This is a genomic window from Spirillospora sp. NBC_01491 (genome assembly GCF_036227065.1).
Lineage (GTDB): Bacteria > Actinomycetota > Actinomycetes > Streptosporangiales > Streptosporangiaceae > Spirillospora > Spirillospora xylanilytica.
The window spans coordinates 6,433,602-6,458,941 of record NZ_CP109432.1 but is presented as its reverse complement, the minus strand read 5'-3'; the positions used below and the strand labels follow the sequence as shown (position 1 = coordinate 6,458,941).

Below are 25,340 nucleotides of genomic sequence, written 5' to 3'. Positions count from 1 at the left end.
CATGAAGACCCCCCGCTCACACAGGTACCGCACACTGCTCCTGGTGCCGCTGCTGGCCGCCGGCCTCGCCGGTCCCACCACAGCCCAGGCCGCCACCACCGGCACCGCCCCCACCGGCTCCGTCGCGGCAGCTCCCGCCGCGGCCCCGGTAGCGGCCCCGGTAGCGGCCATCCCGCCGATCTGCGAGTCCGCGCTACCGCCCGAGGCCGGCGACACCGTCGCGCTCATCGACAAGGGCGGCCCCTACCCCTACCCCCAGGACGGCACCGTCTTCCAGAACCGCGAGGGTCTGCTCCCGGACGAGCCGCAGGGCTTCTACCACGAGTACACCGTCAAGACCCCCGGCAGCTCGAACCGCGGCGCGCGCCGCATCATCACCTCGGGCGACCAGGGCCACGACGGCATGTACTGGACGTCCGACCACTACGCACACTTCTCCGACATCAACTTCACCTGCTGACCCGCTGACCCGCACGCCAGGGCCGTCCCGCCCGCCTGCCCGCACGGGCGCGGGACGGCCCTCCCCGGCGCGCTCCCCCGGCAGGCGGCCACCGGCCTCGGCCGACCGCCGGGCGCCATGGTCCGGTGGTCAGCCGCCGGGCTGCTGGACGGCCAGTTCGGAGAGTTTCTTCTTGAAGTCGGGACGGGCCAGCGGGCGGGTGACGCCGACCCAGTCGGCCCGCTTGTACGGCTTGACTCCGATGTTGGGGGTACAGGTCGAGCAGCTCGCGACGATCATCTTGCCCTTGCCGATGACCATGCCGACGTGGCCGGGATTGTCGCTGGCGGTACCGGGCCCGGAGTTGAAGAAGACCAGGTCGCCCGGCTGCTCCTTGCCCTTGCCGACCTTCACCCCGAACGGCCACTGCTCGAACGTGGTGCGCGGGATGGACAGGCCCACGCTGCGGTAGGCGGCCTGGAGGATGCTGGAGCAGTCCCAGGCGTCCGGGCCGTTCGCGCCGAAGATGTAGCGCTTGCCCCGCTGGGCCAGCGCGAACGCGATGATCCGCTGGACCAGGCCGCCGGCGTTCGCGGGCAGGTCGTTGTCCTGGCACTCGACGCCCGCCGACTGGACGACCTTGAAGTCCCCGCCGACGTACTTCTTCGCCCAGTCCAGGACGAGGTTCACGTAGTCCGTGGAGTGGTTGTACTGGAAGATCGCGGTCCGCATCCGCTGCGGGGCGCCGTTGTGCTTGAGGTAGCGGGCGGCCGACGGGATCGCGTCATCGGGGTCGTAGCGGTCCTTGTGGCCGTCCTTGTCCCCGTCGACCGCGAACGCATCGAAGGTGGCGGCGAGGAACTGCATGGGGCCGCCCGCGCCGGCGTAGTTCTCGCCCTTGGCGACACCGGGGAGCTTGGAGGTGCCGTGGCCGGTCTCGACCTTGCCGATCCCGGCCAGCACGTTCCACGGGATGCCGTACTCCTGCCCCGCCTTCTTGTAGAGGTCGAGGTAGTTGGCCGGGATCGCCCTGGCGTCGGTCGCGGCGGCGGGTTGCGCGCCGGCCTTCGAGACGTCCACGCAGCCGCCGCCCACGCCGCCGCCGAACATGAACTGGCTCGCCCCGAACAGCACGGGGACGACCATGAGCGCCGCGAACAGCATGCCCGCCGCCCCCAGGGCCCCGGCTATCAGTACGCGGCGCCGGTTCATCCGGTGTCTCCGTCCTGTCCCGTGTCGGCCGGCTGGAAGGCGTAGACGCGGAGCGCAGAGCCGTCACGGGCCACCGTCACCGCGTACTGCCGGCTCTCCTGGCTCTTCTTGCCGTTCTTGGTGACGTCCTGCTTGCCGGTGACCAGGAAGATCACCGAGTTGTCCTCGATGTCGCGGACCCGGTCCAGCGTGGCGGTGCTGGAGGCGACCACCTGCTCCTGCCGCCGCGCGTCCTGGATGCCCGGCGCCGCCACGCCGCGCTCCAGCTCGCCGCGCAGCTGGTCGGTGACCAGGCCGGACAGCCGCCCGACATAGGCCGGCGGCGCCTCGTCGAACCGGTAGGTCCCGTACGCGGCGGTGAACCGCTGCGCCAGGTCGGCCGCCGACGCGAACTCCTGCTGGGAGAACGGCAGCAACCGGTAGATGTCGAACCCGCCGGCCGTCACGGCCGCCGAGATCCCCGGCGGCGGCGACGCCGGACCGGTCGGCCCGGCCGGCGTGACCACCGGATTCGCGGCCCGGCGGCCGGACTCGTGGTCGGGGTTGGCGACGGTGAGGTAGATGCCGACGGCCGCGAGCACCACCACAAGTCCTCCGAAGACGATTTTGCGCTGGCGGTCGTTCAGGTTCATCACTCGTCCCGTTCCGGCTGGTCGACCGGACGCAACCAGAACGGGATCGGCGGGCCCTCACCCGAGCCGCGCTTGTCCCACAGCGGCGGAGGCTGCCGGTTCGCCGCGCCGCCACCGGAACCGGACGACCCGCTCGGGCCCGTTCGCGGCTTCGGCACGTTCGACGCCGGATCACGTCCGCCGCCCCTCGCCGGAGAACCACCGCCCGAACCGCCGTTGCCGCCGCCGGATCGGCCACGGCCGCGTTCAGTGCCCCCGGACGACCGGCCGCCGCCACCGAACCAGCCGCCACCGCCACCGGAGGCGCCACCGCCGGCGGCTCCGCCGCCTCCTCCGCCACCGGAGCCGGACGAGCCGCCGCTACCGCCTGAACCGTTGCCGCCACCGCCGCCATTACCGCTGTTGCCACCACGGCCCGTCCACGAGGTGGGGCGGCCGGAACCGCTGCCGGACGGCTTGCCGCCGTTCGACCCCCGGCCCGATCCCGCGGCGCCGGGAGCCGCCGCACCCGTGCCACCGCCGCCGCCCGAGCCTGAACCGGCCGCCGCCGAGCCCGAACCCGAGCCCGCCGATCCGCCGTTGGACCTGGCGGACGAGCCTGCACTGGCGTCGCTGAGGGCACCGGCGCGCGACGGCAGGTTGAGCGGCGGCGCGCCCTTGAGGGGACGTCCCTGCGCGGCTGCCGCACCGGCCGTGCGGGGCTTGGCGGCCAGCACCGGGGCCGTCTCCGGCGACGGCCCGTCGCCGGCACCGGCGCCCGTGCCGTTGCGCCGCTCGGCGGCCGTCCCGGACGCCGCCGCACCGTCGGCGAGGGCGCCCGCCGCACCGGCCTCCGCCGCGGAGTCGCGCTTGCCCCAGCGTCCGAGCCGGGCACTGGCCGCGCCGGGCACCGCCGCGCCCGCGAGCGCCATGGTGTTCTTGCGCGCCTCCATGACCGACTTGTCGAGGTGCGCCTCGCTCTTCTCCCGCGACCCCACCGCCGAGTAGCCGACGGCGGAGAACAGATGCTGGAAGGGCTTGCGGTAGACGAACGCCGCGCCCGTGACCAGCGCGATGAGCAGGATCTGCAATCCCCAGGGCAGCGTCTCCCCGAGGATCAGCCCGTACGCCCACAGCAGCAGCGACAGCACGCCTATCAGCGCCGCCTGTTTCAGCAGCATCGACAGCAGCAGTTCCAGCCAGCGGATCGCGATCACCCGGCCGATGCCGGGATGGATCCCGATGCCGAGGAAGACCGGCCCGGCGACCAGCAGCAGCAGGAAGGCGATCTTGACCACGATCAGCGCGATCGCGATCACCAGGATGAGCAGGCCCGCGACCAGCGCGGCGAAGAGGCCGCCGAACGCGACCGCGAGCCTGCTGGTCCAGTTCTTGCCCTGGAACAGCGGATAGACCCCGGCGTGGTCGTCCTTGATGCTCTTGGTGACCGACTTGTAGGCGTCGGCCTTCTTCGCCATGTCGGCCTTCTGCCCACCGTACGTCTCGGGCAGGTCGACCGCCTGCGACCACAGCAGCTTGTCGGCGTTGTCCTTGACCACCTTCGCATTGGGGTCGGTGGTGCCGAACTCGCCCATCAGCCACGGCTTGCAGACCAGCGCCACCCACAGCCCGTTGGCGTTGCGGGTGGTGGCGTCCATGTTCGGATTGGCCGTCGGGCTCTTCTGCCCCTCCGGCGGCGGGATGCACGTGCTGCCCTTGGTGTCGCTCTGCGGCAGCGCGGCATTGAACGCCGCGCTCGTCGCCTCCGACACCTTCGTCCCGAGCGTGGTGAAGTCCGCGGGGCGCGCCACCAGCCAGATCAGCGCGACCATGGCCGCGACCATCCAGATCACGCCCTCGGTGACCTTGCTCGCCCGCTTGCGGACCAGCCCCCACCACGCCAGCCACATCGCGCCGAGGATGACCACCCACGACCAGTAGCGGGCGTTGAACGTCTTGCCGATGCCGCTGATGACCCCGTCGACGGTGTTCTTCAGCCAGCTCAGCAGCGACTCCGACGCCGCCGCCTGGTAGACGCTGATCGTCGTGCGGTCGATCGCGCGGACGAGGGTGAAGGTGGTGTTGGCGAGGGCGTTGCCCATCATCGCCATCGCGTCCGAGCAGCCCATGTCGACCGCGTACCAGGTCTGGCCCGCGGTGCCGAACCGGTCGTAGTAGGTGAGGTCCTGGACCTCGGTGCGCTGGAGCTTGTGGTCCGGGTAGTCCGGCGGCTTGATCATGCCGTCGGCCCCCGACCCGTACTGCTCCGGCGCCGGATTGGCCGCGGGCGCGCAGGCGTCGTTCGGATTGGCGCCGGGCGGCCCCGGAAGCGTGGCGCCTGCCGGAGCCGCAGGGCTCAGCAGGAACATCGCCATCAGGACCAGCAGCAGCGCCGAGCGGCGGCTCCTCGGCCGGTGCCGGTGGCGCCGGCGGCGCCGGCCTGAGCGGCCGGGGGGCTCGAGGCAGGCGGGATCGAGCCCTTCGCCGGGGGAGCGCTGGACGCGCATCGTCCGGTGGCGGGGACCTGTCATCGTCGGACCTCCTCGACCTCGGCCCCCGCGGTGGTGAGTTCGGACGACTCCGGACGGGACCGGGTCGGGTTGGTGTCCAGCCAGCGCTGGAGCTCCTCGGAGATCAGGTCGACGCCGATGCGGCCGGCGCGGCCGTCCAGGTCGCGGAAGATGCACTCCCCGTTGCCCAGGTTGCGCAGCACGGCCTTGTGCTCGTCCGACGCCTCCACCCCCAGAAGAGACATGACGTTCCCGACCTCGACCCGTTCGGAGGAGCGGAAGGAGAACACCGACGACAGGCAGTTGGTCACCTGCTCATTCAAGAGGTCCCCGGCGTTCTGTGACACCAGGATCAACGCAGTGTTGCGAGAACGCCCCATGCGCGAGACTTCCGGAATCAGTTTGGCGCCCTCGGGTGTCGATGTGATGGCCCACGCCTCGTCCAGGAAGATGGCCTTGGGGAGCCGCCGGTCCAGGCCGTGCATCAGCCGCCGCGCGAACTGCGACACCAGGTACATCAGCGCGACCGAGAGGCGCTGCTCGTAGGAGTAGTCCTCCCGCGAGATCGTCACGTCGGGCAGGGTGAGGCCGCCGAGGGTGAACACCGTCGTCCACCCGGCGGTGTCGATCCGGTCGCCGCCGGACGGGTCGAAGCAGAGCCGCGCGAGCCGCATCTCCGACATCGAGCGCAGCACCGCGCCGAGGTTCTTGGACGCGGGGTCGGCCGAGCCCTCCAGATGGTCCACCACCCGGCCGAGCGAGGGACGCTCGGCGTTGGCGACCGCGCCGACCGCCTGGATCATCGCCGACTCGCGCTCCTCCGACATCCGCGGCAGCAGCAGCCGCAGCGTCTCGGTCGCCATCGTCTTCTTGGCCGCGAGGTCGTCGCCGAACGAGAACGGGTCGAGCAGGCCCGGCGCCGCGGACCCGAGCGGCAGGATCCGCGCCTTGCGGCCCCGCGCCTTCAGCAGTTCGACCAGCGACTCGGCGTCGCCCTTGGGGTCGATCGCGGCGATCGTGACGCCGCGCAGCGCCATCTGGTAGATCAGCATCAGCGCGAGGGTGGTCTTGCCGCCGCCCGGCTCCCCGGTGATCGCGACGGCGGTCGGCCGGTTGCGGGCCGCGGCGACCAGCGGGTCGAAGTGCACGATGGAGCGGGCCCGGCCGAGGGTCTCGCCGATGTAGGGGCCGATCCAGCCCTCGCCGTTCTCGTCGGGGCGGTCGCCGAGGTCGACGGTCGCGACCGGCATGCCGCCCGCGATGGTGCGCAGCGGCTGCCGCTGCGCGTAGGCGTTGAGCCGGAGCCGGTCGCCCGGCAGCGACTCCAGGAACAGCGAGAACTGGTCGCCGGTCGAGTTGACCACGTCGATGCCGATGTCGCGGTAGTGCTCGACCACCGCGTCCACCCGCTGCGCCAGCAGGTCCTCGGTCGGCGCGGACACGATCAGCCGGTTCCAGCCGTACACGAACGGCAGCCGTTCCTTGGTGATGCCGTGCTCGAGCATCCGCGCCGCGTCGATCTGCTCGGCCAGCGCGATCGGCGCCTCGGCGCCCGCCTCCCGGATGTGCTGGTCCATGTCGCGGGCGTGCGCGAGCTTGCGCGAGACGTCCTTGGACGCCTTGGCCGGCGGGATCAGCTTCATCCGCGCGCTGATCTCCACCGGGAACGGCAGCGCGTCGGCGTAGTGGAACCACGGCTCGCCGTCGGGGAAGGCCATCATGTCGGGGAACCGGGCGAACGACAGGTACGCGACGTAGGACTGCGCGATCGCGCCCCGGCCCGCCCCGGTGAAGTTGGGCTGCTCCACCCGCAGGTACGAGCGGCCGTTGTGGATGGCGCCCTCGACGAGCGCCTCGATCTCGCCCTTGCCCCAGGTGCGGCGCGGCACCGCCGACGGCGGCGGGTCGGCGAGCGACCCCGTCACGGCGTGCTGGAACAGCCAGGCCACCTGGGTGGACGTGGCGTGCCTGGCGTACAGCGCGGACCCGCCGAGCGCGCGGCCGATCCGTTCGGCCTGGTCGGTCCAGCGCGAGATCTCCTTTTTGTCGATCGCGTCGTCCTCGACGCCGAGCGCCTTCTCGCTGCGCTTGTAGAAGGTCAGCAGCTGCGACAGGGCCCCGCCGGACAGCTGCGCGCCCATCCCGCGCGGGCCGAGCCGCACGCCGAGGTAGACCTCCTTGGTCCAGAAGTCCTTGGCCCAGACGTGCGCGTACGTCTCCTCCAGGTACTCGCGCCACCCGGCGCCGCCGTCGGAGGTCTTGTCCAGCGCGAGCGCCCAGTCGGCCGCCGGGTAGGTGCGGTGGGCGATCCGCAGGTGGATCTCGGCGTCCTGCATCCGGATGCCGGCCAGCGCGATCGTGATGTTGGTGGCGAGCGCCTCGCGCTCCTCACCGGTGGTGAACTCGTACGACACCGTCGGCAGCCGGAAGTAGGCCCAGGCGGAGTTGTCGGTGAGCAGCACGCGGTCGTCGAAGTAGCGCACGGCCAGGCGGCTGGACTTGCTCATGCCCGCCTCCCGGCCCCGGTCCGAGCCATGGGGTCTCCCGAAGCGCGAGTGCCGTCGTCGAACCGGTCAGGGGGGTCGTGAGGGAGGTCCCGGGCGCGGTGCCGGACGTCGCCGGCACCGCCGTCACGGGGGTCGTCGTCCTGGGGGTCGTGGGTCCCGCTCCGCGCGGCGCCGCGTGGACGCGTGGGGGCGCTCATCGGGTGGCCTCCTGCTCCTGCTGAAGCTCCTGGTAACGCTCGGGCACGACGGTGAACCCGCCGGCGACCACACCGGCGAGGGCAAGATAGGCACGCCGCGTCGGCGCGCGCAACGATCGCAGCTCATTGCGGGGCGCGCGGTCCATGCTGAGGTGATCGTCCCACGGGATCCGCACCAGCGCCCGGCACCGTCCCCGGGCGACGGCCTCGGCCTGCTCGACGTCGTCCATGCTGCGCCGGCTCACCCCGTTGATCACGGTGACGGCGCGGGACCGCAGCTCCTCGTAGCCGTGCCCGTCGAGCCACTCGAACGTCATCGCGACCGCGCGCGGCGCGTCCGAGCTGGCGGGCGCGACCAGCACGACCTGGTCGGCGTACGGCAGCACCCGCGCGACCACGGCCGCCGCCGCGTCCAGCAGCGTCACCGAGTAGAACCGGTCGATCGTGCGGATCGCCAGCGCGTAGTCGCGGTCGTCGAGCGCCTGGAGCGGGTTCTTGCCCGCCGCGATGACGTCGAGCCCGGACTTGGCCTGCGAGGTGTAGCGGCGCATCGCGGTCAGGCTGGTCACCTGGTCGGCGCGCGTGATGAGGCTCGTCAGCGTCTCGTTGGTCTCGCTGCGCGTCCGGCGGGCCAGCGCGCCCGGCCCCGGGTTGACGTCGATCGCCACGACCGGCTCGCCGTTGTGCTGCGCGAAGGTGTGGCCGAGCATCAGCCCGGTGACGGTCTGCCCCGCGCCGCCGGTGCAGCCGAGCACCACGACATGGCGGGTGCCCTGGAACGGCTGCTGCAACCGCAGCTGGTACTCGGCGTCGGCCTCGCCGTGCCCGCCGCCGACGGCCTGGATGAGCCGTCGCAGCCCCCCGCCGGTGACCTCGTGCTCGGGATCCGGCGGCGTGATCGCGGGTCCGGACGGCGGCGCCGCCGGGGGCGGCGGCAGCGGTCTCGGCCGGACGGGCGACGCGGGCCCCGACCGCACCTCGCGCGGTGGCGGCTGCTCTTCGGGGGCGAACTGCGGTGGCGGCTCGATCGGAATGCCCTCAGGCGGCAACCCTCCCTGCACCGGGCTGCCCTGCGGCGGGACGCTCTGAAGAGGAACACCTCGTGGAGGCGTCCCCTGCGGGGACGCGCCCTGCTGCGGCGCGCCCTGCACGGGGGTGCCCCTGGGGGGCGTGCCCTGTGTCGGCGCACCCCCGGACGGGGGGCCGTGCAACGGCGTGCCCCTGGGAGGCGTGCCGTGCGTTGGTGTGCCCTGCGTTGGTGTGCCGCTGGGCGGGGTGCCCTGTGGTCGGGATCCCTGTGGTTGGGATCCCTGTGGCGGGGTGCCTTGCAGAGGAGTGCCCTGCGGAGGTGTGCCGGGTGCGGGGAACCGTCCCTGCCCCAGGGGCGCCGTCCTGCCGGGCTGTTGCGGCGTCGCTCCGGGCACGTCGCGGCGGGGCTCGGGGAGGGGCGGCCACACTGTGGCGTCTGTGGAAGCCGCGCGCGGGGGCTTGGAGAGCCCCTCGGACCACGGCTTGGGCGGATCCTTACGCACCGGCGGCTCAGCGGGCGGACCACTGCCCGCCCCTGCGGGCTTCCCAGCGGACGGACCGGCGACGGGCCGGTCGGCGTTGGGGCGCCCGGCGGGCTGTTGCTCGGCGGGCCGCCTTTCGGCGTCCTCGGGCCCCTTGCCCGTGGACGCCGCCGCGGGTGTGGGCGCGGGCGCGCCGAACGCACCGGGAACCATCGGGATATCGGGCCGGGTCGGTGGCGGCGGCCCGGGAAGTCCCGGGGTGGGCCGCTGCGGGCCCCTCACCGGCGCCTGAGGGACGTGCGAACGGGTCGCGGCGGGACGGGCCCTCTCGCGCTCCTTCGGGGCCTCTCGCTCACTCTCAGGCCGTCGCTGCTCGGGCGGAGCTCCCGCCCCCCGCGTCCCGGGACCGGACTTCTCGCCGACGGGCACCACGGGCTTCTGCTCGACCGGCTCGGCGGCGGGCTTCGGAACCTCGGCGGAAGGCGCCGCGGCGGCAGGACGGCGGGGTGCGCCCTCCTGCGCGGGCGGGCTCGGCTGCGGATACCCCACCTGCGGGACGGGGGCCTTGGGCTGCTGCTGCGGCGTCGCGGTTCTGGGATCGGCCTGCTGCGGGATGTCACGGCGGGTCGCCGGAGCGGGCGAAGACGCCGGCGTGGAGTTGGGCGAGGACGCGGGCCTGCGCACCGGAGTGGCGGCGGGCGCTTCCGGACGGTCCGGCTGAGTGGGCTGGTCGGCGGCCTGCCAGAACTCGGGTGCCGCACCGGGACGGCGCACGCCGGAGGCCAGCGCCCGCTTGCCGGACCCCTGCGCGGGTGCGGCGGGCTCTGGGACTCCCAGGGACGGAGGCGCTTCGAGCTGTGGCGTGGCCGGTGGGCGCTCGAGCTCTGCGGGCGACTGCTGCGCGGTCTCGAACCGGACGTCGTCCTCGTGGGAGATGTCGCGGTCGGTGCGCCGCCAAGGCTTCGTCGTACGCCCCGCAGGGGGTGCGCCTTCGACTGGGCCGGCGGCCGGGCCTGTGGCCGGACCGGCGACTCGGACGTCGTCCTCGGTGCCGAGAGTGCCGGGGGCGGCCTGAGGTAGGGCGGTGGCCTGGGGGGGGACGGTGGCCTGAGGCGGGACGGTCTGGCGGGACGGCCCGGCGTACGCGGCCAGCGGTTCCTCACGCTGCGCCGCGTATTCGGCGAGCGGCTGCGGCGTGGCCGCGGCGGCGGGGGCGCCCGTCGACATGGCCGGGGCCAGGGCCGGGGCCTGGGGCGCGGGCGGCATCCGGACCGGCGGAGGGGCGAAGGCCGGGGACGTGGCCGGACCCGCGAGCGCGGCCGGGCCGGGAAGGGCGCCGGGGAGTGCGCCGGGACCGGGGACCAGGGACGCCGCGGTCGGGACGGCCGCCTGCTGCGGTACCGGCCGGGCCTTGCGGGCCTTCCTCGCCTTGCGCCCCGACTTGATCGCTGCGCGTTCGGGGGCGGCCACCGGAGCGGGGGCCTGGGGCCGCCGCCAGACGCGGGCGACGATCGTGACCTCGCGGGGTTCGCGGATCGGGGTGAGCCGGCACCAGGTGCGCGGCTCGGACAGGTAGCGGCTGTGCGAGAGCAGCAGCTCGGTCAGCCGCTTGCCCTCGATGACGGGCCGGGTCGCCAGCCAGGTCAGCACGCCGGGCGGGACGATGTAGAGCACGTGCCACGGCGATTCGAACGGAATGCCGACGATCTTCAGCAGCACGATCCAGGGCACGAACACGCCCGCGAACACGCCGATCTGCACCAGCGGCAGAGGCATCGGGAGCCGCAGGTCGTACAGCTTGTACAGCCGCTTCTCGATCCGCCAGATGTTCGTGTACGTGGGTAGATCCACGCCCCTACTCCCCTAACTGTGCACGCACAGTGCCGCCTGCCGGCCCCGCCTCGGGCCGTCCGACCTCGGTGACCGCCGCGCCGGGATCGGCCGGACCCCGGCGGAGCCGGGACCGCCTGACCCCTGACGCGGGCCCGGGGGTCGCCCCCCGGACGAACGGGTCAGGTGATGTCCACGCCCAGGGCCTTGGCTATCGCCCTCGCCGTGGTCTCGATGATGTTGGGTACGTAGAAGACCACTCCAATGCCGATCGCCAGGACGATGAATTGAACGAACCGCGTGATCTCGCGGGTGAACAGAAAAAAGATCGCCACGATCGAGACGATCACCAGGAACAGCGGACCGAAGATCTGACGCAGCCAGTCGGCGAGGTCGTCGGTCTTCAGTTCGTCGTTCGGTGCCGCCAGGACCTCATGCGGTATCGACGCCATAATGTGTTGCAGCATCGACGGACTACCTTCCTGGATCTGCGGGTGTTCGGGGGGCGGGTGCCCGCTGTGGTTTCACGTCGCGGCCTCTCATGACGCGCTCGGCTCCGTGCTGCCGCGAATATCTCTCACGTACCAGGTCGCACCCTTCTTGACCATCTCGAGCTGGTAGGTCTGGCCCAACTCGCCTCCGTTGCCCGCGGCGGCGCTGCCCGGGACCTGCCAGGCCACCGTGGCGGTGACCGTGCGCTCGCCCACGGCCCCCTTGGGGGCGATGACCTCGGAGACCTTGACGAAGGTCACCGAGTCGGCGAGACCGCCGATGGCGGTCCCGTCGGAGAAGCGTGACAGGACCGTCTGGTCGCCGTGGGCGTACGCCTGGAAGAAGGTACCGAGGAACGGCTGCAACTCCCCTTCGAGGGCGGTGTCGCGGTCGCGGACGCCGCCCTGGGGCAGCGCGGCCTTGGTCGGCGGTGGCAGCAGGGCGGGCCGGCCGGAGATGACCAGCGACCCGTTCTTGGCGTAGACGGGCACGGCCAGCCGGAACCACTTGTCGGCATTGCGGGCCAGCAGGGTGACGGTGGCGTTGTTCGCGTCGCGGGCGTCGACGCCGGCGACCTGGACCGACTGCATCTGCAACTGCCCGACGCGGTTCCAGCCGAACTGCCCGTCGGCGCCGTCGGGCAGGAAGCTGCGCAATTGCTCGGCGCGCGCGGGCGCGGATTTCTGGTCGTAATTGAGATAGACGTTCGCGAACTGCAGCGCGAACGCGCCGGCGGCGCTGCTGGGGAACTGCGCGGACTTGCCCGGCCTGGCCGGCCCGGACGGCGCCTTGTCGGTGGCGGTGAACCGCTCGAACGGGGCGCGGATCCCGTTGACCAGGATGACGAGGATCAGCGCCCAGAGGACGGCGCGGCCGACCCACACCCACCAGCGCCCGCCGGACCCTCCCCAGCGTCCGCCGCCGCCCTTGCCGCCGCCGGACCGGCCGCGGCGGCCGGTCTGCTCCGGCGGCTCCCACGGATCGACGGCGGAGCCGAGCGCGCGGCCCGGCGCCGGAGCCTCCTCGGCTACGGCGGTGCCACGGCCGTGTCCCACGGCCGACCTGCGAGCCATCATGCCTCCGCTCGCGCCTAGCCCCCGGTCGGCGCGGTCATCTGTGCCCGGTCGTGTGCTGGTGCGGTTCCTTTCTGAACCGACCTCGGCCCAGCGTAACCACGAGCGTCAATTCTTCCAGCGCATCGGGGCGAAGCACACCCCCGGCGCGCGGTTGTGGATAATGCAATCCACCTCAGCAGGAACGGGGAGGATTGCCAAACGGTGACGATCCCGTATCGGAGACTCCGAACGGCGCGCCTGACCCGGTTTCCGACAAGCACCCCGAACTCGGACGGTACTTGCCGACCAGGTGGCGGGTCGGACCGCAACATCTTCCCAAGGAATCCGGCACCGTGTCGCTTTAGCGACAGAACACCCAAGAACGGCTCGCATCCGGACAAGCACGGAACGCAACCCCGGACGGAACACGCCTCTCCGCCGGATCGGCTAGACGTTGTGGCGGAACTCCACCACGTCGCCGTCCGCCATCACGTAGTCCTTGCCCTCCATGCGCACCTTGCCGACGGTGCGGGCGGCGGCCATGGACCCCTCGGCGACCAGGTCGCCGAACGAGACGATCTCGGCCTTGATGAAGCCGCGCTGGAAGTCGCTGTGGATGACGCCGGCCGCCTCGGGCGCGGTGGAGCCCTTGCGGATCGTCCAGGCGCGGGACTCCTTGGGGCCGGCGGTCAGGTAGGTCTGGAGGCCGAGGGTGTCGAACCCGATCCGGACGAGCTGCGACAGCCCGGACTCCTCCTGGCCCATGCCCTGGAGCAGTTCGAGCGCCTCGTCGTCGGGCAGCTCGATCAGCTCGGCCTCGATCTTGGCGTCGAGGAAGATCGCCTCGGCGGGGGCGACCAGGTCGCGCAGCCGGGCGCGCAGCGCCTCGTCGGTGAGCTCCTCCTCGTCGAGGTTGAACACGTACAGGAACGGCTTGGCGGTGAGCAGGTGCAGCTCGCGCAGCAGCTCCGGGTCGATCCCGGCCGCGGCGGCGCCGGCGAACAGCGTCGTGCCCTCGTTCAGCAGCTTCTGCGCGGCGTTGACGGCGTCGACGACCGCCAGCTTGTCCTTGTCCTTCTTCGTCCGCGCCTCCTTGTCGAGGCGGGGCAGGGCCCGCTCGATCGTCTGGAGGTCGGCCAGGATCAGCTCGGTGTTGATCGTCTCGATGTCGCGCAGCGCGTCCACGTCGCCGTCCACATGGGTCACGTCCGGGTCGTGGAAGGCCCGGATGACCTGGCAGATCGCGTTGGTCTCCCGGATGTTAGCCAGGAACTTGTTGCCCAGTCCCTGCCCCTCGGAGGCGCCCTTGACGATGCCGGCGATGTCGACGAACTCCATCGTCGCCGGGAGGATCTTCTGCGAGCCGAAGATCCCGGCCAGCGCGGTCAGCCGCTGATCGGGCACCCCGACCACGCCGACGTTGGGCTCGATGGTCGCGAACGGATAGTTCGCGGCCAGCGCGTCGTTCTTGGTCAGCGCGTTGAACAGGGTGGACTTGCCGACGTTGGGCAACCCGACGATTCCGATGGAGAGGCTCACGGCGGAAAGTTTATGGGCCCGCCGGACCCGCCACGGACGCCCCCTGGACGAACACTCCGGTCAGGCGCGGGCGGCGCGCAGGAACTCGGCCATGTGCCGGAACGCGGCCTTCCCCTCCGGCATGAACTCGGCGAACATCGGGAAGACATGCGCGAGGCCCTCCCACTCCTGGTAGAGGACCCGCACTCCGGCGGCGCGGGCGCGTTCGGCGACGTCCAGGGTCTCGTCCCGCAGGATCTCGGTGCTACTGGCCGTCAGCATCAGCGGCGGCAGCCCGGCCAGGTCGCCGTTGCGGGGCGACAGCAGCGGGTCGTCGTGCCGCCTGCCTCGGCTGAAGTGGCGTCCGAGCCAGGCGATCCGCTCCGCCGGGACGAGCACCTCGCTGCGCCGGTTGAGCCGGTGCGAGTCCGATTCGCACAGCAGGTCGGCCCACGGCGACAGGACGATCGCCGCCGCCGGGAGCGCCGTGCCGCGTTCCTTGAGCGCGAGGAGGAGGGCGAGGGTCAGGTGACCGCCCGCCGAGTCGCCGCCGACCACGATGTCCTCCGGCGCGTACCCCCGCGCGCGCAGGAAGTCGTACGCGGTGAGCGCGTCGTGCAGGGCGTCGGCGGGGTGGTGCTGGGGCGCGAGCCTGTAGTCGAGCGCCAGTACCGGACGTCCAGTGGCGGCGGACAGGCGCCAGTTGAATCCGCGGTAGAGGCGCGGCCCACCGAAGAAGTAGCCGCCGCCGTGCATCTGGAGGAAGACCTTGCGTTGGTCGGGCGCCCCTGCACGGACCCATTCGGCCGTGCAGGTACCGAGATCCTGCGGGGTGATGGCCACGCCGCGCGGGACGCGCTGCACCGCGCTCATCAGTTCGGTGACGCGCTGGAAGCGGGCCAGCCCAGCGTCGGTGTCCGGCGTGCGCTGCCATACCGACTTCACCACCATGCGGATGACCTGCCCCGTGACGCGCGCCTGTAGGGACGGCGGGCCACCCGGCTCCAACGCGAGGGCACGGGCGATCCGGCGTTCCGCCGCGGTGGTCGCGACGGGCCGGACGGGTACGGGCCGGATGCTGGCTGTCATGTGCACTCCTCGGGGGCGGAGGCCGGGACGTCCCGGTTCAGAGCATTGGTCAACGGTGAGGCTAATTGCACCGGTCCGCCAGCAGCCTCGGCGCGTCGCGGCGGCGCTCTCCGCGTCCGCTGTCACGATGAACGGATGGACCTCGCGCTGCTCGCCGGCCTCGCCATCGGGGTCGCCATCGGAGTGGTCCTCGGTTTCGCGGTCGCCACCGCCCGGCAGGGCGCGCTCATCGCGCGGGCGCGGGCGGCCGAGGAGAAGCTGGCCTACGCCGAGGAGCGGATGGCCGGGCACTTCGAGAACCTCTCCGCCAAAGCCCTGGACGCCAGCAACCAGCGGTTCCTGGAGCTGGCCGACGCCCGCCTCAAGACCGCCGGGGCCGAGGCGGCGGGCGAGCTCCAGCGCCGCGAGCAGGCGGTCGAGCATCTGGTCGCCCCGCTCCGCGAGACCCTCGCCAAGGTCGAGGAGCAGCTCCGCGAGGTCGAGACCGGACGCCGCGAGTCGCACGCGATGCTGGCCAAGCAGGTCGAGTTCGTCCGGCAGAGCTCCGATCAGCTGCGCGGCGAGACGCGCACGCTCGTCCGGGCGCTGCAACGCCCCGAGGCGCGGGGCCGCTGGGGCGAGCTCCAGCTCCGCCGGGTCGTCGAGCTGGCCGGGATGACCTCCCACTGCGACTTCGACGAGCAGGCGAGCGCCGTCACCGGGACCGGCACCGTCCGGCCCGACATGGTCGTCCGGCTCGTCGGCGGCAAGAACATCGTGGTCGACTCCAAGGTCTCCCTGGCCGCCTACCTGGAGGCCGCCGAGACCGGCGACCCCGTCCGGCTGGAGGCGCACGCGCGGCATGTGCGCGACCACGTCGACCGGCTCGCCGCCAAGTCCTACTGGACGGCGTTCAGCCCGGCGCCCGAGTTCGTGGTCCTGTTCATCCCCGGTGAGGCGTTCCTGGCGCCGGCGCTCGACCACGACCCTGCGCTGCTGGAGTACGCGATGCGCAAGCGGGTGCACATCGCCACGCCCACCACGCTCATCACGATGCTGCGCACCGCCTCGTACGCCTGGCAGCAGGCCGCCCTGTCGCGCAACGCCCGCGCGGTGTTCGAGCTGGGCAAGGAGCTGTACGAGCGGCTCGGCACGATGGGGCAGCACGTGGACGAGCTGGGCCGCTCGCTGACCGGCGCGATCAAGTCCTACAACCGCACGGTCGGCTCGCTGGAGTCGCGGGTGCTGGTCAGCGCCCGCAAGCTGAACGAGCTCGGGGTGGTCGAGACGTCCCTGGACGGGCCGCGTCCGGTCGAGGAGAGCCCGCGCTCGCCGTCGGCCGCCGAGCTCACCGCCCACGAGGAGGGGCCGGGCGAGCCCGGAGACGGCGCCCCGCCTGTGCTCGGCGGCCCCCGGCCGGCGCCTGATCCGGCCGCGGAACCGGTAGGTTTCGGCGGACGGGCCATCCCTGATCAGATTGATCGGCGAGAGAGGTGGCAATGAGTACATCGACGGCAAGCGACGCGCCCGGCGGCGCCTCGCCGTCCCCTGGGGGTCCTGTGCGACGTCGGCGCGGCGCTTCGACCTCGCGGAAGCGCCCGGGCTCCGCCGCGGCGGGAGCCGCCGCCCTGACCGGCCGCGGCGGCATCGTGGTCATGTTCGGCGTCGGGCTGCTCGGCGGGCTGCTGTCGCGCTGGCTCGACGTGGGCCTGCTCGCCGGGGCCGGGTTCGTGCTCGGCTGCGTCCTGGCCGCGTTCGCCACCCGCCCGGCCGACCTGCTCACGATCGCGGTCAGCCCACCGCTGATCTTCCTCGCCGCGACGATCGCCACGGTGTTCCTCACCACGCTCGGGGACGGATCGCTGCTGCGCGGCGTCGCCGTCGGGGTGCTGGCCGCGCTGGCCGCGACCGCGCCGGGGCTGTTCCTCGGCACCGCGCTGGTGCTGGTGATCGGCGCCCCCCGCGGGCTGATCGCCAACGTCCGGGAGCTGCGCGGCAAGCTCGCCGGAAGCCGGCTGTTCGAGAAGGAGGAGAACGAGGACCCGGTCCGCTGGGACGAGTCACCCGCCGCGACCCGCGAACGCCCCCGCCTCCCCCACGGCGACGTCGACTAGACGTGCTCCGCGGTCGCGGGATCAGACCGGCGTGATGCGCAGGTCCTTGCGCAGCTCGTGCGGGAGGGCGAAGCGCATCTTCTCCTGCACCGACTCGATCTCCTCGACCTCGCCGTAGCCGCGGGCCGCCAGCCACGCGAGGACGCCCTGGACCAGCTCGTCGGGCACCGAGGCGCCGCTGGTGACGCCGACCGTGGTGACGCCCTCCAGCCAGGCCGGGTCGATCTGGTCGGCGTAGTCGACCAGGTGGGCGTCGTCGGCGCCGTGCTCCTTGGCGACCTCGACCAGCCGGACGGAGTTGGAGGAGTTGGTGGAGCCGACCACGATGACCAGCTCGGCCCCGGCCGCCATCTCCTTGACCGCGGTCTGCCGGTTCTGGGTGGCGTAGCAGATGTCGTCGGACGGCGGGTCCATCAGGTTGGGGAACCGCTCGCGCAGCTTCTCGACCGTCGCGACCGTCTCGTCCACCGACAGCGTGGTCTGCGACAGCCAGGCGACCTTCTCGGGGTCGCGGACGTGCACGTTGGCCACGTCGTCCGGGCCGTCGACCAGGTGGATGTGGTCGGGGGCCTCGCCGGTGGTGCCGATGACCTCCTCGTGCCCCTCGTGCCCGATCAGCAGGATGTCGTAGTCCTGGTCGGCGAACCGCACGGCCTCCTTGTGGACCTTGGTGACCAGCGGGCAGGTCGCGTCGATGGTGCGCAGGCCGAGGCCGCGCGCCTCGTCGTGCACGGACGGCGCGACGCCGTGCGCGGAGAACACCACGATGGCCCCCCGCGGGACCTCCTCGGTCTCGTCCACGAAGATCGCGCCGCGCTCCTCCAGCGTCTTGACCACGTGCACGTTGTGGACGATCTGCTTGCGCACGTAGATCGGCGCCCCGTACTTCTCCAGGGCGATCTCGACCGCCTCGACCGCTCGGTCGACGCCGGCGCAGTAACCGCGCGGCTTGGCGAGCAGGACACGACGCTGGCTGTTCGAGGTCATCCCCCCATGGTACGAGTCGAGCTGGCCCTCCCGCACCGCGCGGGCGCCCGGCCGCCGGGACCGCGAAGGCCCGCGCCACCGGGCCCGAAGCACAGGTGAAGCCCGCCATGTGACCCACCGCACGCATCTTTTGGACAGAAATCCATTAACCCGGGGTGACCGATATCGCACCAGTGCGGCAGAGTGAGGTTCGATAGACGGTGCCGACTCGGCCCGGTCCGGTGGTCAGGCCAGCAGGGAGAGGGATGTCGATGACGAAATCGCCGCGCCGCCTCAAGCAGCAGGTGCAGGACACGGTGGGCGAACAGGTTCGCGACCTCCCGCTGCACGCCGTCCGGCTGGCCATGTTCGGGGTGGGCCGCGCCCTGCTGCTGAGCGACCGGGTGACCAAGGACTACAAGGAGATCACCGAGGGCGGCGGCGTCCGCCCGGTCCTCGACCGGCTCCGCACCGACGTCCAGAGCACGGCCGAGAAGGTGGTCGGCCAGGTGGTGGAGCGGGTCAAGGGCGGCGAGGACGAGCCCGAGCCCGCCCCCCGGCCACGGCCCCGGCCCCGGCCCCGGGCCACCGAGCGTCCGGCCCGCCCGAAGTCCAACTCCGAGATCGCGGTCGGCAAGCCCGCGGCCCCCGAGCCGGCGGCGAAGGCCGAGCCCGAGGACCGGCCGGACCCGGCCGGCAAGCCCGCGTTCGAGCCGAAGCCCGAGGTGAAGCCCGCCGCGCAGGCCGAGGTCGAGCACCTCACCGCCGACCTGCCGGTGCCGAACTACGACGAGGCCACGCTCCCGCAGCTCCGCGCCCGCCTGCGCGGCCTGTCCACCGACCAGGTCAAGCTGCTGCGCGAGTACGAGCGCAAGCACGCCGCGCGTCCCGACGTCATCAAGATGTACGAGAACCGCATCGCCAAGCTCAACGGCAACGGCTGACCCGCCCCACGGAAACCCTGCCGACCAGGGCCCGTCCCAAAGTGCCCAGCCGTCGCGCGAGCGCGATGTCGCGCTCACCCCGAGCGCGGTCGGCGTCCGGGCCGCCAGGCGAGGAGGCCGGGCCGGGCTTTGAAACACGCCCTAGCCGCGGGCCGGTTCGGGGGTGTCCTGGAAAGCGTGGTCGATGTCGACGCGGTCCAGCGTCCCCAGGTGGCGGCGGCGCTTCACGAGGATGGCGATGCCGACGGCGCAGCAGGCCGCGCCCGCGTAGTAGGGCACTGAGGAGTCGACCTCTTCGGCCAGCTTGGTGGCGATGTAGGGGGCGAGGGCTCCGCCCAGCCAGCGGACGAAGTTGTAGCCCGCCGAGGCGACCGGCCGCGGGTGGTCGGAGACCTCCATGGCGGCCTCGGTGAACGCGGTGTTGTTCAGGCCGATCGGGATGCCCGACAGGATCGTGCAGATGATGATCCCGGTGTGCCCGGAGACCGCGAGGCCGAGCTGGAACACGATCAGCAGGGCGAGCCCCGTGTGCATCACCCGGACCGTCCCGAAGCGGCGTTGCAGCGGCGGGGCGCCGAACACCGAGGCCAGCGCGACCATCACGCCCCAGCCGAAGAACACCAGGCCGATGCCGTGCGCGTCCATGTCCAGGACGAACGGGGTGAACGCCAGGATGGTGAAGAAGGCGTAGTTGTAGAACAGCGCGGTGAACGCGGTGGTGGCCAGGCCGCCGTGGGCCAGGGCCCGGATCGGGGCGCTCAGCCGGGTCTTCTCGGCCGGCTTCGGCGTCGGTCCGAGCAGGGTCGCGATGAGCAGGAAGCCGACGGCCATCAGGACCGCGGTGCCGAAGAACGGGTAGCGCCAGTTCATGTCGCCCAGCAGGGCGCCGACCAAGGGGCCCATCGAGATGCCGAGGCCGAGCGCGGCCTCGTACAGGATGATGGCCGATTCGGCACCGCCGGAGGCGGCGCCGACGATGACGGCCAGGGCGGTCGCGACGAACAGCGCGTTGCCGAGGCCCCAGCCGGCGCGGAAGCCGATCAGCTGCCCGACCGAGTCGGAGGTTCCGGCCAGCGCGGCGAAGGCGACCACCAGGGTCAGCCCGATCATCAGCGTCCGCTTGCCGCCGATCCGGCTGGACACCCAGCCGGTGACCAGCATCGCCACCGCGGTGATCAGGAAGTAGCTGGTGAACAGCAGCGACACCTGGCTCGGTGACGCCTCCAGGTTCTTGGCGATCGCGGGCAGGATGGGGTCGACGAGCCCGATGCCCATGAAGGCGACGACCGCGGCGAACGCGGTCGCCCAGACCGACATCGGCTGCCGCAGGATCCCGCCGCCCTTGGTTCGTGCGGGGGGCTGTGCGTGCATGGGGACCTTCCTCTCAGGTTCAGGAGGCGGCGAAGAGCTTGTCCAGGGCGGGCAGCGCCGCGGCGACGGCCGCGCGCTCCTCGTCGCTGAGGACCGCGAACCGCTCGGTAAGAAACTCCAGGCGGCGTTCCCGTCCGGCGCGCAGCCGTTCCACGCCGGGCGCGGTGAGCCCCGCGGTGACGACGCGGGCGTCGGTGGTGTCCCGGCCGCGCGCGACGAGCCCGTCGCGTTCGAGCCGGTTGATCTGCGCCGTCATGGTGGGCAGGCGGACGCCGTGCTCGGCGGCCAGCTCGGTCATCCGGCGCGGACCGGCCTCCAGGGAGCCGAGCACCGACAGCTGCTGGGTGGTGATCGGCTGGTCGGCGTTGACCCGCCGGAGCATCAGCACGACGTCGCGCAGGCGGCCGTTCAGCTGCTGGGCCAGGGCGCGGTCGGTGTCGGTCACGGTTGTCTCCTCGAATTACTTAGCCAGTCTAAGTTAGGTCAGCTAACTATCCAAATCGCCGCACCGGCGGTCCCCACCTCCGGGCGGTGCGACCGTACCGCCGCCACCGCGCCCTTAGGCTGCCTGACATGGCAATGGAGACCTCGGCGGAGTCCCCGGTACCGGTCCGGACCGTGCTGCAGGCGGTGGGCGGCTGGATCGGCAAGCTCGGCCGCATCTGGGTCGAAGGGCAGATCACCGACCTCAACGCGCGCGGCGGCACCGTCTACATGACTCTGCGCGACCCGGTCGCCAACATGTCGGTGCGGGTGGTCGGCCCGCGCGCGGTCGTCGAGGCCGCCGGGCCCGCGGTGACCGACGGCGCCCGCGTGGTGGTGCACGCCAAGCCCGATTTCTGGATCAACCGGGGCACGTTCTCGCTCAGCGCGCTGGAGGTCCGTCCGGTCGGGGTCGGCGAGCTGCTGGCCCGGCTGGAGCGGCTCAAGCAGGTGCTCGCCGCCGAGGGCCTGTTCCGGCCCGACCGCAAGCGCCCCCTGCCGTTCCTGCCCGGCCGGATCGGCCTGATCTGCGGGCGCGACTCCGACGCCGAGCACGACGTGCTCCAGAACGCGCGGCGGCGCTGGCCCGCGGTGGCGTTCCAGGTCGAGAACACCGCGGTCCAGGGCTCGTACGCGGTCGGCGAGGTGATGGAGGCGCTGCGCAGGCTGGACGCCGATCCGGAGATCGAGGTGATCGTCATCACCCGCGGCGGCGGCGCGATGGAGGACCTCCTGCCGTTCTCCGACGAGGCCCTGGTCCGCGCGGTCGCCGCGGCCCGCACGCCGGTGGTCAGCGCGATCGGGCACGAGCAGGACGCCCCGCTGCTCGACCTGGTCGCCGACGTGCGCGCCTCCACCCCGACGGACGCGGCGAAGAAGACCGTCCCGGACGTCCGCGAGCAGCTCCAGCTCGTCCGGCAGCTCCGCGACCGCGGCCGGCGCTGTCTGGCGGGCGGGCTCGAACGGGAGGCCGCCTGGCTGAAGGCGGTCCGGTCGCGGCCCGCGCTCGCCGATCCGGTCCGGGAGGTCGAACGGCAGTCCGAGCGGGTCCTCGCCCTGCGCGACCGGACCAGGCGCTGCCTGGCCGGGGCGCTCGACCGGTCCGGCGACGAGCTGTCCCATACGCGCGCGCGGCTGCTGGCCCTGTCCCCCGCGGCGACGCTCGAACGCGGATACGCGATCGTGCAGCGCGCGGACGGGGCGGTCGTCCGGGAGGCGGCGGGCGTGCCCGGCGGCGAGGAGCTGCTGCTACGGCTGGCCGACGGCCGGTTGACCGTGACCGTGTCGGGTCCCGCCGAGTCCTAGGTCTGTTCAAAGTGGCCTCAGCCGTCGCGCGAGCGCGTCACCTGACCGGCGGGGCCTGCCGGAGACGAGCCTCACCGGCCAGATCGCGAAGCGATGTCGCGTTCGCCCGAGCGTAGTCGGCGCCCGAGCCGCCAGGCGAGGAAGCCGGGCCGGGCTTGGAAAACACACCCTAGGGTGGACCCGACGGTGGGCGGGGAAGAGGAAGGGTTCGCGTGGCCGAAGAGAGAATGTCGTACGAGCAGGCGCGGGACGAGCTGACCGACGTCGTCAAGCGGCTGGAGGCGGGCGGACTGACTCTGGAGGAGTCGCTGAGCCTGTGGGAGCAGGGCGAGAAGCTCGCGGCGACCTGCGAGGAGTGGCTGGAGGGTGCGCGCGCCCGGCTGGCCGCCACGATGGCCGCGCCGGAGGGCGGAGACCAGAACGCCCCCACCCCCTTCTGACCTGCCGGGGAAGGGCGGAACCGCACGACCGAGGGCTCACGCCCGCTCGGCGCGTCCGCGGGGATCCGCTCAGGAGCCGGGCGTGGCCGAAGGGCTCAGCGGGGCGGCCTTCTTCGGCTGCGGCTTGAGGGCGGCGACCAGCACGGCCAGCTCGTCGTAGGACGCGGTGCCGGTCACGACCAGGCTCACCCCGTCCGGCAAGGTGCGGGCCAGCGAGTTGGCCTTCTTGTCCTTGCGGTAGTACTTGGCCCAGCTCACGCCGCCGATCTGCTGGGTGCCGAGCGAGTTCTTGTTGTTGGTCATCCGGGGGACGTACTCGGACGCCTTCTCGTTGCTCTGCTCCAGCGCCGCGTACTCGTCGGTGGGCGTGACGAACCCGAGGTGCCAGGCGACCGGCGCCTTGCCGCCGCCGTCCAGGCCGTGCAGCCGCGAACTGGTGGGCCGCCAGCCGACCGGCAGCCCCTCGGGCGCGTACGAGGTGTACGGGGCGTCATTGCGCAGCGCCCACTGCTGCGAGCTGTAGTCGACGGTCGGCAGGACCTCGTTGTCGCTGCGCGGCGTGATCAGGTAGATCACCGCAACGAGCGCCAGGCAGGCGCCGATCGCGAGGCTGAAGCCGCCGAGCCCGCTGGTCAGCCGCTTGTGCACGGCCGGGCTCACCGGGATGGGCGAGGGCCGTCCGGCCGCGCCCTCCGTCGGCTCCGGACCGCCCCGGGCCTCCGGGACGCTCTCGCCGCCCCGGCCGTCGCGCGCCTCCGGGGCGTCCGGGCCGTCCTGAGCCTCCGGCGCGGGGGCGGGGACGGGGGAAGGGGTCTTGTCGGTCACCCTTCCAGGATCCCGCACGGTCAGCGCTGCTCCGTACCGGGGTTCCGGATCGTCCCCACGATCGCCATGATCTTGTCGGCGAGGCGGCGCGAGGCACCGTCGTCGTCCATCAGCGAGACCTCCGAAACCGCGCCCGCCATCGCTCCGGTCAGCACGATGACCAGCGGCTCGTCCACACCGCCGTCGGAGGTGTGGAAGAGCGCGGCGTTGCGGCGGGCCCACCGGTTGAGCCGCTGGCGCATCACCCGGTCGAATCCGGGCGGGCCGTCGCCGGAGATGAACAGCCGGGCGACGTCGCGTTCCTCCAGGCAGCCGTTGAGGTAGGCGCCGGCGCCGGCGATGAACTGCCGCATCGGGTCGGTCTCGCCGGCGTCCCGGACGGCGTTGATCGCCTCGCGGGTGCGTTCCTGCTGGCGGCCCTGGAACTCCTCGAACAACGTCAGGTACAGGTCGGCCTTGCCGTTGAAGTGGTGGTAGAGGCTGCCGACGCTGGCCCCGGCCTTGGCGACGATGTCGGTCACGGCGGCCTGCGCGAAACCGGCCTCGCAGAAGACGTCCCGGGCCGCCGTCAGCAGCGCGCCGCGGGTCGCGGCCCCCCGGTCGGAGGTGCGGACGGGCGCGTCCGGCGTGGGCGCGCCGTCGCCCGAGGCGGCCGTCCCGTCGGACGAGACATCCATGTCGCTGCTCATGAGTGCTGAGATTACGCCCTCTTCCGCGTGGGAAACGATCCCTTGCGCGGGCAGCCGGCAAAACCGGCCGCGTCCGGGTGTCGGAGCCTCGCCGCCCACCCGCTGGTCTGGTCCAATTTGTGGCCCGGTACCCGGCCCACGGAGAATCCGGGTCATCGACGACGAAGGGACTGCATCGCCATGTCCGACGAAACCACTGTTTCCTCCCCGCTGACCACCGAGCCCTCGGCACCGGACCGCAACCTCGCGATGGAGCTGGTCCGGGTGACCGAGGCCGCCGCCATGGCCGCGGCCCGCTGGGTCGGCCGGGGCGACAAGAACGGCGCCGACGGGGCCGCCGTCAACGCCATGCGCCAGCTGATCAACACCGTGTCCATGCAGGGCGTGGTGGTGATCGGCGAGGGCGAGAAGGACAACGCCCCGATGCTGTTCAACGGCGAGGAGGTCGGCGACGGCAGCGGGGCCGAGTGCGACGTCGCGGTCGACCCGGTGGACGGCACCCGGCTGACCGCGCTCGGCATGAACAACGCGGTCGCGGTGCTGTCGGTCGCGCCGCGCGGCTCGATGTTCGACCCGTCCGCGGTGTTCTACATGGAGAAGCTCGTCACCGGCCCCGAGGCGGCCGACGTGGTCGACATCGAGCGGCCCATCGCCGACAACATCAGGGCGATCGCGCGGGCCAAGGGCTCGACGCCGAACGACGTGACCGTGGTGATCCTGGACCGGCCCCGGCACGAGGGGATCGTCAAGGAGGTCCGCGAGGCCGGCGCCCGGATCAAGTTCATCCTGGACGGCGACGTGGCCGGCGCGATCATGGCGGCCCGCGCGGGCACCGGCGTCGACCTGCTGCTCGGCATCGGCGGCACCCCGGAGGGGATCATCGCGGCCTGCGCGATCAGGGCGCTGGGCGGCGTGATCCAAGGCCGGTTGTGGCCGCAGGACGACGCCGAGCGGCGGAAGGCGATCGACGCCGGGCACGACCTGACCCGGGTGCTGACCACGGACGACCTGGTCACCTCCGACGACGTGTTCTTCGCCGCCACCGGCATCACCGACGGCGAGCTGGTCGACGGCGTGCGCTACAACAAGGGCAGGGCGTTCACCCACTCGCTCGTCATGCGCTCGCGCAGCGGCACCATCCGCACGGTCTCCAGCGAGCACCAGCTCAGCAAGCTGCGGGCCTACAGCGCGATCAACTTCGACACCGCGAGCTGACCCGCCGCACGAGCCGAGCCATCGCCGGGGGGCGGTCC

The 25,340-nt window shown here is 72.5% G+C and carries 21 protein-coding genes; 7 read left to right on the top strand and 14 right to left on the bottom strand.

Annotated features, from left to right (window positions below; all coding sequences use genetic code 11):
• Position 1: 1 nt before the first annotated feature.
• Positions 2-460, top strand: coding sequence for a ribonuclease domain-containing protein (locus tag OHA34_RS29995; protein ID WP_329519595.1), 459 nt, complete (start codon positions 2-4; stop codon positions 458-460).
• Positions 461-589: 129 nt separating this feature from the next.
• On the opposite strand, the gene OHA34_RS29990 is transcribed toward OHA34_RS29995, so the two are convergent.
• The 9 genes from OHA34_RS29990 to OHA34_RS29950 all read right to left on the bottom strand — a co-directional run bounded on the left by OHA34_RS29990 (position 590) and on the right by OHA34_RS29950 (position 14,971).
• Positions 590-1,651 carry a C40 family peptidase gene (locus tag OHA34_RS29990; RefSeq protein ID WP_285938022.1) on the bottom strand — a complete coding sequence of 354 codons (1,062 nt, stop codon included), beginning with the start codon at positions 1,649-1,651 and terminating at the stop codon, positions 590-592.
• Positions 1,648-2,283: a hypothetical protein gene (locus tag OHA34_RS29985; protein WP_329519594.1), complete on the bottom strand. Its 636-nt coding sequence runs from the start codon at positions 2,281-2,283 to the stop codon at positions 1,648-1,650. Before OHA34_RS29985 ends, OHA34_RS29990 begins: the two co-directional genes overlap by 4 nt.
• Entirely contained in the window at positions 2,283-4,793 is a 2,511-nt protein-coding gene (locus OHA34_RS29980; RefSeq protein WP_329519593.1) for a type IV secretion system protein, read from the bottom strand. The genes OHA34_RS29985 and OHA34_RS29980 overlap by 1 nt, the downstream gene beginning before the upstream one ends.
• The gene (locus tag OHA34_RS29975; RefSeq protein ID WP_285938025.1) at positions 4,790-7,279 is read right to left on the bottom strand and encodes an ATP-binding protein; all 2,490 of its coding nucleotides are present in this window, start codon (positions 7,277-7,279) and stop codon (positions 4,790-4,792) included. The genes OHA34_RS29980 and OHA34_RS29975 overlap by 4 nt, the downstream gene beginning before the upstream one ends.
• Before the next feature lie 193 nt (positions 7,280-7,472).
• A complete protein-coding gene (locus OHA34_RS29970; RefSeq protein ID WP_329519592.1) occupies positions 7,473-10,838 on the bottom strand; it encodes a TcpE family conjugal transfer membrane protein in 3,366 nt (1,121 codons plus the stop codon).
• Positions 10,839-10,999: 161 nt separating this feature from the next.
• Positions 11,000-11,284 (bottom strand): hypothetical protein, encoded by a 285-nt coding sequence (locus OHA34_RS29965; protein WP_432763019.1) that lies wholly within the window; start codon positions 11,282-11,284, stop codon positions 11,000-11,002.
• 72 nt (positions 11,285-11,356) lie between these two features.
• On the bottom strand, positions 11,357-12,364 hold the full coding sequence (locus OHA34_RS29960; RefSeq protein WP_329519591.1) for a conjugal transfer protein: 1,008 nt from the start codon (positions 12,362-12,364) through the stop codon (positions 11,357-11,359).
• A gap of 447 nt (positions 12,365-12,811) precedes the next feature.
• A complete protein-coding gene (gene ychF / locus OHA34_RS29955; RefSeq protein WP_329519590.1) occupies positions 12,812-13,903 on the bottom strand; it encodes a redox-regulated ATPase YchF in 1,092 nt (363 codons plus the stop codon).
• A gap of 60 nt (positions 13,904-13,963) precedes the next feature.
• Entirely contained in the window at positions 13,964-14,971 is a 1,008-nt protein-coding gene (locus OHA34_RS29950; protein WP_329519589.1) for an alpha/beta hydrolase, read from the bottom strand.
• A gap of 135 nt (positions 14,972-15,106) precedes the next feature.
• Here OHA34_RS29950 and OHA34_RS29945 point away from each other — a divergent pair, with 135 nt between their 5' ends.
• On the top strand, positions 15,107-16,453 hold the full coding sequence (locus OHA34_RS29945) for a DNA recombination protein RmuC (RefSeq protein WP_329519588.1): 1,347 nt from the start codon (positions 15,107-15,109) through the stop codon (positions 16,451-16,453).
• Between the two features lie 56 nt (positions 16,454-16,509).
• On the top strand, positions 16,510-17,064 hold the full coding sequence (locus OHA34_RS29940) for a DUF6542 domain-containing protein (RefSeq protein WP_285938032.1): 555 nt from the start codon (positions 16,510-16,512) through the stop codon (positions 17,062-17,064).
• A 21-nt stretch (positions 17,065-17,085) separates the two neighbouring features.
• Here the strand turns inward: OHA34_RS29940 and OHA34_RS29935 are convergent, their stop codons facing one another.
• Positions 17,086-18,051 (bottom strand): 4-hydroxy-3-methylbut-2-enyl diphosphate reductase, encoded by a 966-nt coding sequence (locus tag OHA34_RS29935; protein ID WP_285938033.1) that lies wholly within the window; start codon positions 18,049-18,051, stop codon positions 17,086-17,088.
• A 245-nt stretch (positions 18,052-18,296) separates the two neighbouring features.
• Here OHA34_RS29935 and OHA34_RS29930 point away from each other — a divergent pair, with 245 nt between their 5' ends.
• Positions 18,297-18,974 carry a hypothetical protein gene (locus OHA34_RS29930; RefSeq protein WP_329519587.1) on the top strand — a complete coding sequence of 226 codons (678 nt, stop codon included), beginning with the start codon at positions 18,297-18,299 and terminating at the stop codon, positions 18,972-18,974.
• A 141-nt stretch (positions 18,975-19,115) separates the two neighbouring features.
• Here the strand turns inward: OHA34_RS29930 and OHA34_RS29925 are convergent, their stop codons facing one another.
• Positions 19,116-20,345: an MFS transporter gene (locus tag OHA34_RS29925; RefSeq protein WP_329519586.1), complete on the bottom strand. Its 1,230-nt coding sequence runs from the start codon at positions 20,343-20,345 to the stop codon at positions 19,116-19,118.
• 19 nt (positions 20,346-20,364) lie between these two features.
• Positions 20,365-20,790: a MarR family winged helix-turn-helix transcriptional regulator gene (locus OHA34_RS29920; protein WP_329519585.1), complete on the bottom strand. Its 426-nt coding sequence runs from the start codon at positions 20,788-20,790 to the stop codon at positions 20,365-20,367.
• 128 nt (positions 20,791-20,918) lie between these two features.
• Here OHA34_RS29920 and xseA point away from each other — a divergent pair, with 128 nt between their 5' ends.
• Complete coding sequence (gene xseA, locus OHA34_RS29915; protein ID WP_285938036.1) at positions 20,919-22,133, top strand: exodeoxyribonuclease VII large subunit; 1,215 nt, start codon at positions 20,919-20,921, stop codon at positions 22,131-22,133.
• A 212-nt stretch (positions 22,134-22,345) separates the two neighbouring features.
• Complete coding sequence (locus OHA34_RS29910; RefSeq protein WP_329519584.1) at positions 22,346-22,573, top strand: exodeoxyribonuclease VII small subunit; 228 nt, start codon at positions 22,346-22,348, stop codon at positions 22,571-22,573.
• Positions 22,574-22,642: 69 nt separating this feature from the next.
• Here the strand turns inward: OHA34_RS29910 and OHA34_RS29905 are convergent, their stop codons facing one another.
• Complete coding sequence (locus OHA34_RS29905) at positions 22,643-23,398, bottom strand: DUF4245 domain-containing protein (RefSeq protein ID WP_285938037.1); 756 nt, start codon at positions 23,396-23,398, stop codon at positions 22,643-22,645.
• Between the two features lie 20 nt (positions 23,399-23,418).
• The gene (locus OHA34_RS29900; protein WP_285938038.1) at positions 23,419-24,087 is read right to left on the bottom strand and encodes a TetR/AcrR family transcriptional regulator; all 669 of its coding nucleotides are present in this window, start codon (positions 24,085-24,087) and stop codon (positions 23,419-23,421) included.
• Between the two features lie 180 nt (positions 24,088-24,267).
• On the opposite strand from OHA34_RS29900, the gene glpX reads away from it, so the two are divergent.
• Entirely contained in the window at positions 24,268-25,302 is a 1,035-nt protein-coding gene (gene glpX, locus OHA34_RS29895; RefSeq protein ID WP_285938039.1) for a class II fructose-bisphosphatase, read from the top strand.
• Positions 25,303-25,340: the final 38 nt, after the last annotated feature.